12 protein-coding genes are annotated in these 12,762 nt (G+C 72.8%); 11 read left to right on the top strand and 1 reads right to left on the bottom strand.

Features of this window, described 5'->3' with window-relative positions; genetic code table 11:
* Positions 1–48 precede the first annotated feature (48 nt).
* Entirely contained in the window at positions 49–666 is a 618-nt protein-coding gene (locus SLAV_RS40315) for a ScbR family autoregulator-binding transcription factor (protein ID WP_030240800.1), read from the bottom strand.
* 227 nt (positions 667–893) lie between these two features.
* Here SLAV_RS40315 and SLAV_RS40310 point away from each other — a divergent pair, with 227 nt between their 5' ends.
* From SLAV_RS40310 to SLAV_RS40260, 11 genes are all read left to right on the top strand, one after another.
* Positions 894–1,664: a response regulator transcription factor gene (locus tag SLAV_RS40310; protein WP_030240803.1), complete on the top strand. Its 771-nt coding sequence runs from the start codon at positions 894–896 to the stop codon at positions 1,662–1,664.
* Between the two features lie 72 nt (positions 1,665–1,736).
* The gene (locus tag SLAV_RS40305; protein ID WP_031943728.1) at positions 1,737–2,618 is read left to right on the top strand and encodes a hypothetical protein; all 882 of its coding nucleotides are present in this window, start codon (positions 1,737–1,739) and stop codon (positions 2,616–2,618) included.
* 270 nt (positions 2,619–2,888) lie between these two features.
* Positions 2,889–4,355 (top strand): FAD-dependent monooxygenase, encoded by a 1,467-nt coding sequence (locus tag SLAV_RS40300; protein WP_030240810.1) that lies wholly within the window; start codon positions 2,889–2,891, stop codon positions 4,353–4,355.
* 174 nt (positions 4,356–4,529) lie between these two features.
* Complete coding sequence (locus SLAV_RS40295; RefSeq protein ID WP_030240816.1) at positions 4,530–5,177, top strand: TetR/AcrR family transcriptional regulator C-terminal domain-containing protein; 648 nt, start codon at positions 4,530–4,532, stop codon at positions 5,175–5,177.
* An 82-nt stretch (positions 5,178–5,259) separates the two neighbouring features.
* Positions 5,260–5,592 carry a TcmI family type II polyketide cyclase gene (locus SLAV_RS40290; protein WP_030240817.1) on the top strand — a complete coding sequence of 111 codons (333 nt, stop codon included), beginning with the start codon at positions 5,260–5,262 and terminating at the stop codon, positions 5,590–5,592.
* A 37-nt stretch (positions 5,593–5,629) separates the two neighbouring features.
* Positions 5,630–6,898: a beta-ketoacyl-[acyl-carrier-protein] synthase family protein gene (locus tag SLAV_RS40285; RefSeq protein WP_030240819.1), complete on the top strand. Its 1,269-nt coding sequence runs from the start codon at positions 5,630–5,632 to the stop codon at positions 6,896–6,898.
* Positions 6,895–8,112, top strand: a complete 1,218-nt coding sequence (locus SLAV_RS40280) for a ketosynthase chain-length factor (RefSeq protein ID WP_030240821.1) — start codon at positions 6,895–6,897, stop codon at positions 8,110–8,112. Before SLAV_RS40285 ends, SLAV_RS40280 begins: the two co-directional genes overlap by 4 nt.
* A gap of 112 nt (positions 8,113–8,224) precedes the next feature.
* Positions 8,225–8,494 carry an acyl carrier protein gene (locus tag SLAV_RS40275; RefSeq protein ID WP_030240823.1) on the top strand — a complete coding sequence of 90 codons (270 nt, stop codon included), beginning with the start codon at positions 8,225–8,227 and terminating at the stop codon, positions 8,492–8,494.
* Positions 8,495–8,586: 92 nt separating this feature from the next.
* Positions 8,587–9,372, top strand: coding sequence for a 3-oxoacyl-ACP reductase FabG (gene fabG / locus SLAV_RS40270; RefSeq protein ID WP_100661373.1), 786 nt, complete (start codon positions 8,587–8,589; stop codon positions 9,370–9,372).
* Positions 9,373–9,406: 34 nt separating this feature from the next.
* Positions 9,407–10,369, top strand: coding sequence for an aromatase/cyclase (locus tag SLAV_RS40265; protein WP_100661372.1), 963 nt, complete (start codon positions 9,407–9,409; stop codon positions 10,367–10,369).
* 2 nt (positions 10,370–10,371) lie between these two features.
* A complete protein-coding gene (locus SLAV_RS40260; protein WP_030238003.1) occupies positions 10,372–12,696 on the top strand; it encodes an SDR family oxidoreductase in 2,325 nt (774 codons plus the stop codon).
* The last annotated feature ends 66 nt before the right edge of the window (positions 12,697–12,762 follow it).

Raw genomic sequence — 12,762 nt, 5'->3', positions numbered from 1 at the left:
GTCGTCGTGGCGGCCCGTGGCCGCCGTGGCGGGGGCCGCCCCGGCGCGTCAGGAGCCGCGGCCCGCAGCGCCCAGGGAGCGCAGGGTGGCCGGGGCTGCCAGACAGGGCATGACCACCCGCCAGAACCCCGCCAGCGTGCGCGGGGCGAGCCACTGGGGGTCGTCCCGGCCGAGCACCTCGAAGCCGAGCGTGGCGGCCACCACCGTCGTGGCGACGCTCTGGCGGTTGAGGCCGGGCAGCAGGGCGTCCTCGTGCGCCGCCTCCGCCAGCAGCCGGTGGACGTACTCGTGCCATTCCCCGGGCAGGGCGTACGACGACGGGTAGGTGGGCTCCCGGCTGAGCTGGAACCCGGCCCGTGCCACCGTGTCGGACAGGAGCAGCCCGGCGAGGGCGTGGGAGCTGTCCGCCAGGGCCTGGAGGGCCGAGGTGCGCCGCGCGTACACCTCCCGGGCCGCCGAACGCAGCGCTCGCGCGGCGGCCGCCTCGACGGCCGCCGCGACCGCGGCCTTGTTCTCGAAGTGGAAGTGCAGCGCGCCCGGGCTGACTCCGGCTCCGACGCTGATCATGCTCAGCGTCGCCTCTGCGTACCCGCGCCGTCCGAACACCCTGGCCGCCGATTCGATCAGTGCGCGGCGGGTGCGGACAGCGCGTTCTTGTTTGATCACGCATAGCTCCTGTATCAGTTTCCTTCTATTATTAAACCGTCCCGTTGGTATTGGAAGCAGGTGTGGGTCCCCCTGGATGGCCTGTTCTGCGTGGTTATTCGCCTGTCGATGGCCCGATTTAACCCTTTTATCGGCAACACGGCTCCGTTTTGTGGGCTTTGACAAACCGACGCAGCGGTTTGTATCTTCTTGACGTTGACCCAACCGAGCATGAGGGAGGGGGGCAGATGAACCAGCGGACCATGGCTGTGCTGGAACCTCACACAGTCGCCGCGGGAGCGAACGGCGGTTTCTCACCGGCCGAAGGCCCGAGAACACCGCAGCACGTGCCGGCGCAGTCGGCGCTGTGGCGGATCCTCATCGTGGAGAGCAATTCGGCCGAGGCCGAGACGCTGGCGCGCGGTCTGCGCCGGCACGGGCACGAGGTCGACATCGTGGGCACCGGCGGCGAGGCGCTGCGCGTCTACGCCGAAGCCGACCTGGTCCTCCTCGACCTGGAACTGCCCGACCTGGACGGGCTGGAGGTCTGCCGGGGCATCCGCGCGGCCCACGAGATACCCGTCATCGCGGTCACCGCCCGGGGCAGCGAGCTCGACCGGGTCCTCGGTCTCCAGGCGGGGGCGGACGACTACCTGGCCAAGCCCTACGGGTTCCGCGAACTCATGGCGCGCATGGAGGCGGTCATGCGCCGCGCGCGCCCGACCCGCCCCGCCTCCGCCACCATCACCTGCGGGCCACTGTCCATCGACTCCGGGACGCGCGAGGTGACGCTCGACGGGGTGCCCGTCGAGACCACCCGCAAGGAGTTCGACATGCTCTATCTCCTCGCGTCCCATCCCGACACCGTCATCCCCCGCAAGATGCTGATGCAGCAGGTGTGGGGCGACTCCTGGTCCCGCCGGACCGTGGACACGCACGTCAGCACCCTGCGCAACAAGATCGGCGCCGGCTGGATCATCACCATCCGCGGCGTCGGATTCCGCTTCGGCCAGGGCTGAGCCCGGCCGGACCCCACCCCACCGCACCGACCACCGACCAGCGACCACAGACACGAGCCGAGGGGGAACGACATGACGGTGACCGCGCTGTGCCACGGGGAGAGCTGCCGGGGCGCGGACGCCACCGGACGCACCCGGCGGCGGGCCGCGGACCGGGGCAGCCGGCTGTGCCGCCCCTGCCGCGAGCACCTCGCGGCGGGCCTCGGCGAAGTCGCCCACCTCTACGAGGAATGCGGACGCGTGCTCGGCGGCGCGGGCCCCGGCAGCCTGCGCGAGCGGACCACCGGTGGCGAGTCGACCGGGCTCCCCTTCAACGGGGCCGCCGCGGACGTACGGGCCAGGATGGTCTCCGTACTGGGATCCTGGAGCGGCCTGGTCGCACAGCAGCGCGGTCTCACCGCACCGCCGCGCACCGTCGCCGACCTCACCGCCTTCCTGCTGCGCAACGCCGACTGGCTCGCCGCCCACCCGGCGGCCGGCGAGGTCTGCGACGAGGTCGCCCGCCTGGTCCGGGCCGGACGCCGCGCGGCCTTCCCCGAACCGGCCCGCACCTTCCGCCTCGGCACCTGCCCCGAGCCCGGCTGCTCCGGCGCCCTCGCCCTGTCCGTGCGCGGCGCGGAGCGGGACGCCGACCGGGCGGTCGTGTGCGACGCCGACCCGGCCCACCGCTGGACCAGCGACCGGTGGAGCGAGCTCAGCGACTCCCTGGAGTCCGGGCGGGCGCCCGGCGCCGCCGCGGCCCCGGCCCCGGCCCCGGCCCCGGCCCCGGCCCCGGCCACCGAACGCTGGCTCACCGCGGCCGACATCGCACAGCTGTGGCACACCCCGACGGGCACCGTGTACCGGCTGGCCAGCGAGGAGCGGTGGCGCCGCCGCAACCGCGCGGGGCGCACCTTCTACGCCGAGGGCGACGTCCGCGCCTGCTTCGCCCGCAGGGCGCAGGCCCGCGCCTGAGCCGCCCCCGCGCCACCGGTGATCCGCCGGTGGCGCACCGGTCTTCCGCACGACGTTCCCCGGGGACCCGCACAGCAACCGGTAGGGCCCGGATGGAGCAGTCTGACGTGGCCTTGACACTCCCTTGGCCGTTCTCCGACCCAGCGGAGAATCCCTTGTGGAACCTGACGGAGTCCTGAATCCAGCGCCATTGAACGGCCGCTCGCGTCCGAAGAACCTTGTAGTCAAGATCCGGTGCACTGTCTCCGGAGGCGAATTCAAGGAGACGCGATGGACGCCCCAGTGATCGTCGTCGGCGCGGGCCCCGCGGGCATGATGCTCGCGGGCGAACTGCGGCTGGCGGGTGTCGCCGTCATCGTCCTCGAACGTCTGGAGCGGCGTACGGGCGAATCGCGCGGCCTCGGCTTCACCGCGCGCACGCTGGAGACCTTCGACCAGCGCGGCATCCTCGCGCGCTTCGGCGACATCGAGCGCAGCACGCTGGGCCACTTCGGCGGCCTGCCCCTCGACTTCGGCGTGCTCGACGGAGCCTGCCAGGCGGCCAAGACCGTTCCGCAGTCCGTCACCGAGACCCACCTGGAGGAATGGGCCACGGGCCTGGGCGCCGACGTCCGGCGCGGCCACGAGGTCCTCTCGGTGCACGACGACGGCGACACGGTCGCGGTCGAGGTGCGCGGTCCGGGCGGGACGCACACCCTGCGCGCCGACTGGCTGGTCGGCTGCGACGGCGGGCGCAGCACCGTGCGCAAGGCGGCCGGCTTCGACTTCCCCGGCACGGCCGCCACCATGGAGATGTTCCTCGCCGACATCAAGGGCATCGAACTCAAGCCCCGCATGATCGGCGAGACGCTGCCCGGCGGGATGGTGATGGTCGGTCCGCTGCCCGGTGGCACCACCCGCATCGTCGTCTGCGAACGGGGCACCCCGCCGCGGCGGCGCGAGGCCCCGCCGTCCTTCGAGGAGGTCGCCGCCGCCTGGCAGCGGCTGACCGGCGAGGACATCTCGGCCGCCGAGCCGGTGTGGGTGAGCGCCTTCGGGGACGCGGCCCGGCAGGTCACCGAGTACCGGCGCGGCCGCGTACTGCTGGCGGGCGACGCCGCGCACATCCACCTGCCCGCGGGCGGGCAGGGCATGAACACCGGCATCCAGGACGCGGTCAACCTCGGCTGGAAGCTCGCCTCCGTGGTCCTCGGCCGGGCGCCGCTCGCCCTGCTCGACACCTACCACGGGGAGCGGCACCCGGTCGGCCGGCGGCTGCTGATGAACACCCGCGCCCAGGGGCTGCTGTTCCTGAGCGGCGCCGAGGTGCAGCCGCTGCGCGACTCCCTGCGCGAGCTCATGGCGTACGAGGACGTCGCCCGCCACCTCGCGGCCATGGTGACCGGACTGGAGATCACCTACGACGTCGGCAAGGGCGGCCACCCGCTGCTCGGCCGCCGGATGCCCGGACTGGAACTGGCCGGGCCCGGCGGGCGGACCTCCGCCGCCGCGCTGCTGTGCCCCGCCCGGGGCGTCCTGCTGGACCTGGCCGACAACCCCCGGCTGCGCCAGCGCGCCGCCGCCTGGGGCGACCGGGTGGACACCGTCACCGCCCGCCCCGCCGGAGCGGCCGGGGGCGAGCTGCCGGACGACACCACCGCCCTGCTGATCCGGCCCGACGGGTACGTGGCCTGGGCCGCGCCCGGCAGCCACCACGACCTGCCGATGGCCCTGGAGCGCTGGTTCGGCCCCGCCTGAGGCCGGGCCCCGCCCGGGGCCGGTCCGGCCCGGGTCGCCCCGAGTACCGCGCGTCCGGCGGCCACCGCGCCGGCCGGGGGCGGGGCGCGTCCGCCCGCCCCGGCACGCCCCCGTACGAGCACCTCAAGAGCACCGCACGCGCATCCCCGAGCACCTCACGAGGAGACACCACCCATGGCAACGCCCCTGGCAACCATCGAGCGCGCCCCGTCCGGACCGGCCGGGGAGCGCCGTGAGATCGTCCGGGCCGCCCGTACGGTCCTGGCCCGCGAGGGCTGGACGCGCTGCACCGCCGAGGCCACCGCGGCGGAGGCGGGCGTAACGGCCGACACCGTCGCGCTGCACTTCCCCGACCACGAGCAGCTGCTGCTGGGCGTGCTGCTGGACAGTTCCGCTTCCGTGGCGGCGGCCCTCGCGGCCGTCGCCGACAGCCACCTCGAAGAGGTCACCGACCTGGAAGCGGACCTCATCGCCCTCGGCCGGGCCTGGCTCGCACCGCTGGAGGCCTTCCGCGAGCACTTCGCCATCGTCCGGCACATCAGCGCCGAGGTCACCCGGCTGCCGACCGAGGCCGTCGACAAGTGGCAGGCCACCGGTCCCCGCCAGGCACGTCGTGAACTGGCCCGCAGGCTCCGGCGCCTGGCCTCCATGGGCCTGCTGGACATCTCCGACGCGGAGCAGGCGGCGGAACGTTTCATCCTGCTGGTCCCCTCCGGGGTGGTGCAGCGCTCCTTCCTGGGCGCGCTGCCGCTGCCCCGGGACGAGGCCGACGCGCTCATCGCCGACGGGGTGGCGGACTTCATCCGCCTCTACCGGCCCTGACACCACCCGCGGACTTCTGCGCTCCGGTACCGCCGGAGCACCTCGCCCCCGAACATCCCCACCGCACGGAAAGAGACCTCGGATGACGCACAGCAACCTCATCGTGGCCCGGATGGACAGCATGTCGAGCGACCAAGTCGCCAAGCTGTTCACCGAGTTCGACAAGACGGACATGCCGGGACGGATGGGGACCCTGCGCCGCCGCCTCTTCATGTACAAGGGCCTCTACTTCCACCTCCAGGACTTCGCGGAGGACGACGGCGGCCAGCGGATCCAGGAGTCCCGCACCGACCCGCGCTTCATGCGGATCAGCCACGACCTGCTGCCCTTCATCCAGCCGTACGACCCCGCCACCTGGCGCACCCCGGCCGACGCCATGGCCACGCGCTTCTACGACTGGTCGGCCTCGGAATGAGAGCCGTCCGGGCCAACACGAGGGGAGGGCCGTACCGGTGACCCGTCGGGTAGTGATCACGGGGATCGGAGTGCTGGCGCCGGGTGGCATCGGCACCACCGCCTTCTGGAACCTGCTGAGTTCGGGCCGCACGGCCACCCGCGGGATCACCCTCTTCGATCCCGCCCCCTTCCGCTCCCGGGTGGCCGCGGAGGTGGACTTCCACCCCGAACGGCACGGGCTGACCTCCCTGGAGGTCCGCCGCATGGACCGCGCCGCCCAGTTCGGTGTGGTCGCCACCCGTGAGGCGCTCGCCGACAGCGGCCTCGACCTCGCGGCATTCGACCCGTACCGCATCGGCATCGCCATGGGCACCGGTGTCGGGGCCATCAGCGGCCTCGACACCGCCTACCGGGTGGCCAGCGACGAGGGACGGATCGCCCAGGTCGACCACATGTACGCGCCGGGCCACCTCTACGACCACTTCGTGCCCAGCTCCTTCGCCACCGAAGTAGCCTGGGCCGTCGGCGCCGAGGGCCCCTCCACGGTGGTCTCCACCGGCTGCACCTCCGGCATCGACTCGGTCGCGCACGCGGTCGACCTGATCCGCGAGGGCAGTGCCGACATCATGATCACGGGCGCCACCGACGCCCCGATCAGCCCGCTCACCCTGGCCTGCTTCGACGCGATCAAGGCGACGACGGCGCTCAACGAGGAACCGGAGACGGCCTCGCGCCCCTTCGACGCCACCCGCAAGGGCTTCGTCCTGGGCGAGGGCGCGGCGGCGTTCGTCCTGGAGGAGCTCGGCGCCGCCCGCCGCCGCGGCGCACACGTCTACGCGGAGATCGCCGGCTACGCCTCCCGCTCCAGCGCCTTCCACATGACGGGTCTGCGCCCCGACGGCCGGGAGATGGCCGAGGCCATCACGGTGGCCCTGGACGAGGCCCGGCTGGACCCCGGCGACCTCGACTACGTCAACGCACACGGCTCCGGCACCCGGCAGAACGACCTCCACGAGACCGCCGCGTACAAGCTGGCCCTGGGCCCGCACGCCCACCGGACCCCCGTGAGCTCGGTCAAATCGATGATCGGGCACTCGCTGGGATCCGTCGGCTCGATGGAGATCGCCGCCTCCGTCCTCGCGATGGAGCACCACGTGGTGCCGCCCACGGCCAACCTGCGCACCCCCGACCCGGAGTGCGACCTCGACTACGTACCGCTCGTCGCGCGGGACCACCGCACCGATGCCGTCCTCACCGTCAGCAGCGGATTCGGCGGGTTCCAGAGCGCGATGGTGCTGGCCAGGCCCGACAGGAGGACCGCATGAGCGCGAGGATCCTGGTCACCGGCATCGGTGTGGCCGCCCCCAGCGGGCTCGGCGTGGAGGACTTCTGGTCGGTCACCCGCATCGGCAAGAACGCCATCGGACCCGTGACCCGCTTCGACGCCTCCGCCTACCCCTCCCGGCTGGCGGGCGAGATCCACGGCTTCGAGCCCAAGGAACACCTGCCGGGCCGGCTCGTCCCGCAGACGGACCGGGTCACCCAGCTCGCCCTCGTCGCCGCCGACTGCGCCTTCGCCGACGCCGGGATCGAACCGGGCACGATCGACCCGTACGCGATGGGCGTGGTCACCGCGGCCGGCGCCGGGGGGTTCGAGTTCGCCGAGAACGAGCTGCGCAAGCTCTGGAGCGAGGGCGCCAAGCACGTCAGCGCGTACCAGTCCTTCGCCTGGTTCTACGCCGTCAACAGCGGCCAGATCTCCATCCGCAACGGGCTGCGCGGGCCGGCCGGGGTGGTCATCAGCGACCAGGCCGGCGGCCTCGACGCCCTCGCCCAGGCCCGCCGCCAGCTCCGCAAGGGCAGCAAGCTGATCGCCACCGGAGGGTTCGACGCCCCGATCTGCTCCCTGGGCTGGGCCTCGCACCTGCACGGCGGCCTCATGTCCACGAGCGACGAACCCGAGCGCGCCTACCTGCCCTTCGACGACGCCGCCGCCGGCTACGTCCCGGGCGAGGGCGGGGCCATGCTCATCCTGGAGGACGAGGACAGCGCCCGGGACCGTGGCGCGCGTACCGTCTACGGGGAGTTCGCCGGATACGGGGCCACGCTCGACCCCAAGCCGGGCAGCGGACGGGAGCCGGGCCTGCGCCGGGCCATCGACGTGGCGCTCACGGACGCGGCGTGCCATCCGGCCGAGGTCGACGTGGTCTTCGCCGACGGCGCGGCCACCCCGCGCCTCGACCGCGAGGAGGCCGAGGCCATCACCGCGGTCTTCGGCCCGCGCGCGGTCCCGGTCACCGTCCCCAAGACGATGACCGGGCGGATCAACTCCGGCGGGGCGCCGATCGACGTCGTCTCGGCGGTCCTCTCCATGCGGGAGGGCCTGATCCCGCCGACCACCAATGTGGAGCTGTCCGACGCGTACGACCTCGACCTGGTGGCCGTACGGCCGCGCACGGCCTCGGTCCGCACCGCGTTGGTCCTCGCCCGCGGCCGCGGCGGCTTCAACTCCGCGGTCGTGGTGCGCGCCGTCGACTGACGGCCCCCCGAGCCGGCGTCCGCCCACCGTCGTTCCCCCTGACGGAGGCGGGCGTTGTGTGTGACCGCAGCCGAGATCCCCCGGGTGCGGAAGACCGATGAAGGGATCCATTTTGTCCAAGCAGGAATTCACCTTCGACGACCTCAAGCGCATCCTCCTGGAGGGCGCGGGCGCGGACGAGGGCGTCGACCTCGACGGCGACATCCTCGACAGCGAGTTCGAGACGCTGGGTTACGAGTCCCTGGCACTGCTGGAGACCGGTGGGCGCATCGAGCGCGAGTTCGGCATCACGCTCGACGACGACGTCTTCACCGACAACCCGACGCCCCGGTCCCTGGTCACGGCCATCAACGAGAGCCTGAGCGCGCTGGTCGACGCCTAGGACCCTCTCGTCTGCGGGCGGCCGCCGCATCGGAGCGGCGGCCGCCGGCATTCCCAGCACTCCCCCCCTTCTTATCCATGGAGAACGGACACATGTCGGATCAGGACAAGCGGGTCGCCGTCGTCACCGGTGCCACCAGCGGAATCGGGCTGGCCGTGGCGCGGCTGCTGGCGGCGCAGGACCACCGGGTCTTCATCGGCGCCCGCAGCGCCGAGAACGTGGCGCAGACCGTCAAGGAGCTCCAGGACGAGGGTCTGGAGGTCGACGGAGCGGTGGTCGACGTCCGCTCCACCGACGGGGTACGGGCCTGGATCCAGGCCGCGGTGGACCGTTTCGGCAGCGTGGACGTGGTCGTGAACAACGCGGGGCGTTCGGGTGGCGGTGTGACGGCCGACATCGCCGAGGAGCTGTGGCACGACGTGATCGACACGAACCTCAACAGTGTCTTCCGTGTCACGCGTGAGGCGCTGACCACGGGCGGGCTGCGGGCGAAGGACCGCGGCCGGATCATCAACATCGCGTCCACGGCCGGGAAGCAGGGCGTGGTGCTGGGCGCCCCGTACTCCGCTTCCAAGCACGGGGTGGTGGGCTTCACGAAGGCGCTCGGCAACGAGCTGGCCCCCACCGGTATCACCGTGAACGCCGTCTGCCCGGGTTATGTGGAGACGCCGATGGCGCAGCGCGTGCGGCAGGGTTACGCGGCCGCCTATGACGCGACGGAGGAGGCGATCCTGGAGAAGTTCCAGGCGAAGATCCCCCTCGGCCGTTACTCGACGCCGGAGGAAGTGGCCGGCCTGGTGGGTTACCTGGCTTCCGACGCCGCCGCCTCCATCACCTCGCAGGCGCTGAACGTCTGCGGCGGCCTCGGCAACTTCTGACCGTGCTCGTTTCGACTGTTGAGGAGTCATCGGCATGACGCAGCCCGGTCTGCGCGAGGTGGAGCACGAGATCACGGTCTCGGCTCCGGCCGCCGCCGTCTACCGTCTGATCGCCGAGGTCGTGAACTGGCCCCGGATCTTCCCCCCGACGATCTACGTCGACCAGGTGCCGGAGGGGCCCGGCGAGGAGCGGATCCGGATCTGGGCGACCGCGAACGGCGAGGCGAAGAACTGGACCTCGCGCCGCACCCTGGACGCGGAGGCGTTGAGGATCACCTTCCGCCAGGAGGTCACCGCGCCGCCGGTGGCCGCGATGGGCGGGACCTGGATCATCGAGGAGCTGTCCGCGCAGGAGTCGCGGGTGCGGCTGCTGCACGACTACCGGGCCGTCGACGACGACGCGGACTCGCTGGCGTGGATCGACGAGGCCGTCGACCGCAACTCGCGTTCGGAGCTTGCGGCGCTGAAGAAGAACGTCGAGGCGGCGCACGCGGCCGAAGAGCTGACGTTCTCCTTCGAGGACACCGTGCAGATCGAGGGCTCGGCGAAGGACGTGTACGACTTCGTGAACGAGGCGGACCGCTGGCACGAGCGGCTGCCGCACGTGGCCACGGTCCGTCTGCGCGAGGACACCCCCGGGCTGCAGGAGCTGGAGATGGACACCCGCGCCAAGGACGGCTCGGTGCACACCACCAAGTCCTACCGGGTGACGTTCGCGCACCACCGGATCGCGTACAAGCAGACGACCCTGCCGGCGCTGATGACCCTGCACACCGGTTACTGGACGTTCGAGGAGAACGAGGGCGGGGTGGCGGCCTCCTCGCAGCACACGGTGACGATCAACACCGACAACATCGCCCGGATCCTGGGCGAGTCGGCCACGGTCGAGGACGCGAAACGCTACGTCCACACCGCCCTCAGCACCAACAGCACCGCCACCCTCCACCACGCCAAGGCCTACGCCGAGGGCATCGCCCGGGGCGGGAAGAAGGACTGACCATGAGCGGGGACTACAGCGAAACCCAGGTGATCGTGGTCGGTGCGGGTCCCGTCGGGCTGCTGCTCGCCGGAGAACTGCGGCTGGCGGGCACGGACGTGGTGGTCCTCGACAAGCTCACCGCGCCGACCACCGAATCGCGGGCGTCCACCCTGCACTCCCGCACCATGGAGATCCTGGACACCCGCGGCCTGCTCGACGGCCTGGGCGACATCCCGAACGACCCCTCCGGCCACTTCGGGGGGATCCCCTTCGACCTGGCCCTCCCCGGCCCCTACCCGGGCCAGTGGAAGGTCGCCCAGACCCGCCTGGAGGAAGTGCTGGGCCAGTGGGCGGCGGACCTGGGCGCGGACATCCGGCGCGGCCACGAGCTGACGTCGCTGACCGAGACCGGGGACCTGGTCACCGCGGAGGCGCGCGGCCCGGACGGCACGGTCTCCACCGTCCGGGCCGCGTACGCGGTCGGCTGCGACGGCGAGCACAGCGCCGTGCGCCGGCTGGGCGGCTTCGAGTTCCCCGGTACCGGGGCCGAGCGCGAACTGCTGCGCGCCGACGTGGCGGGCATCGACATCCCCGGCCGCCGCTTCGAGCGGCTGGAGGGCGGACTCGCCATCGCCGCCCGGCGCCCCGACGGGGTGACCCGGGTGATGGTGCACGAGTTCGGGGCCCGGCCCCGGCCCGGAGCGCCCTCCTTCGAGGAGGTGGCCGACACCTGGAAGCGCATCACGGGCGAGGACATCGGGGGCGGCACCCCCCTGTGGGTCAACTCCTTCGGGGACGCCTCCCGGCAGGCCGCGAGCTACCGCAAGGGCCGCCTCCTGCTCGCCGGGGACGCGGCGCACCAGCAGATGCCGATCGGCGGCCAGGCCCTCAACCTCGGTCTCCAGGACGCCTTCAACCTCGGCTGGAAGCTGGCCGCCGTGGTGTCCGGGCACGGCGGCGAGGCGCTCCTCGACAGCTACCACGAGGAACGGCACGCCGTGGGCCGGGCCGTGCAGGCCAACATCCGCACCCAGGCGCTGCTCCTCCTCGGCGGACCCGAGGTCGACGCGATCCGGGAGGTGTTCGCGGAACTGACCGGCCACGAGGACGTACGCACCCACCTGGCCGGGATGATCACCGGCCTGGACGTCCGCCACGGCGCCGGCTCCCAGGACCCCGCGGCGGGCCTGCGGGTCCCGCAGGCCGGGGCGGTGGGCGAAGAGGGCGGCACCACCGTCTTCGAGCTGCTGCGGCCGGGCCGGGGACTGCTGCTGCTCGCCCCGGGCGACGAGGCACGCCGCGAGGAACTGCGGGCCGCCGCCGCGCCCTGGCGGGACCGCGTACGGATCGCCACGGCGGCCGGAGCGGACGGGGAGGCGGGCCCCGCGGCCCTCCTGGTGCGTCCCGACGGCCACGTCGCCTGGTCGGACGGGACGCCGGACACGGCGCCCGGCGAGGACCTGACGGCCGCCCTGGAACGGTGGTTCGGGCCGGCCGCGCTGCGTCCCCCGCGCCAGGCCGCCCCGCGCGAGGCGGTGCGGGTCACCCCGGTGACGGCGGCCCGGGAGGTCCGGGGCGGCGGCACGGACCGGCTCGCCGGCCGGACCGCGCTGGTCACCGGATCGAGCCGGGGCATGGGCCGCGCGGCGGCGATCAGGCTGGCGGAGGAGGGCGCGCTCGTCGCCGTCCACTACACCAGTGACGGGGCGGCCGCCGAAGAGGTCGTCGCCTCGGTCGAGAAGGACGGCGGGCGGGCCTTCGCCATCCGGGCCGAACTCGGCGTCCCCGGAGACGTGGAGAGCCTGTTCGGCGCCCTGGAAGCGGACCTGCTGGAGCGCACCGGCAGCACCGACCTGCACATCCTGGTGAACAACGCCGGGGTGATGGGGGGCGTCGGCCCGGCCGACATCACCCCCGACCAGTTCGACCGGATCTTCGCGGTCAACGCGAAGGCGCCGTTTTTCCTGATCCAGCGGGCGCTGCGGAACATGCCCGACGGCGGCCGGATCATCAACATCTCCTCCGGCCTGACCCGCTTCGCCAACCCGGACGAGATCGCCTACGCGATGAGCAAGGGGGCGCTCGAACAGCTCGCCCTGCACTACGCGAAGGCGCTGGGCCCCCGGGGCATCACCATCAACTCCGTCGCGCCCGGCATCACCCGCAACGGCAACCCCGTCTTCGACATCCCCGAAGCGGTCGAGCAGATGGCCTCGCTGTCCGCCTTCAACCGGGTGGGCGAACCGGAGGACGTCGCCGACGTGGTGGCGTTCCTCGCCACCGACGAGGCCCGGTGGATCACCGGTTCCTTCGTCGACGCCACGGGCGGCACGCTCCTCGGCTGAGCCCTCGTCCGCCCGCTCTGGACTCGCCGGCGCTACCCCGCGCCCGCCGGCGACGGGGTGGGCCGT

The organism is Streptomyces lavendulae subsp. lavendulae, from assembly GCF_002803845.1.
Classification (GTDB): domain Bacteria; phylum Actinomycetota; class Actinomycetes; order Streptomycetales; family Streptomycetaceae; genus Streptomyces; species Streptomyces lavendulae.
The sequence above is the reverse complement of the archived record's forward strand: the minus strand, read 5'-3'. Positions and strand labels throughout refer to the sequence as shown.

Bases quoted from the DNA above. Each gene is read 5' to 3' on its own strand.
- SLAV_RS40310 (WP_030240803.1), top strand. From the start codon at position 894: ATGAACCAGCGGACCATGGCTGTGCTGGAACCTCACACAGTCGCCGCG.
- SLAV_RS40305 (WP_031943728.1), top strand. From the start codon at position 1,737: ATGACGGTGACCGCGCTGTGCCACGGGGAGAGCTGCCGGGGCGCGGAC.
- SLAV_RS40300 (WP_030240810.1), top strand. From the start codon at position 2,889: ATGGACGCCCCAGTGATCGTCGTCGGCGCGGGCCCCGCGGGCATGATG.
- SLAV_RS40295 (WP_030240816.1), top strand. From the start codon at position 4,530: ATGGCAACGCCCCTGGCAACCATCGAGCGCGCCCCGTCCGGACCGGCC.
- SLAV_RS40290 (WP_030240817.1), top strand. From the start codon at position 5,260: ATGACGCACAGCAACCTCATCGTGGCCCGGATGGACAGCATGTCGAGC.
- SLAV_RS40280 (WP_030240821.1), top strand. From the start codon at position 6,895: ATGAGCGCGAGGATCCTGGTCACCGGCATCGGTGTGGCCGCCCCCAGC.
- fabG (WP_100661373.1), top strand. From the start codon at position 8,587: ATGTCGGATCAGGACAAGCGGGTCGCCGTCGTCACCGGTGCCACCAGC.
- SLAV_RS40265 (WP_100661372.1), top strand. From the start codon at position 9,407: ATGACGCAGCCCGGTCTGCGCGAGGTGGAGCACGAGATCACGGTCTCG.
- SLAV_RS40260 (WP_030238003.1), top strand. From the start codon at position 10,372: ATGAGCGGGGACTACAGCGAAACCCAGGTGATCGTGGTCGGTGCGGGT.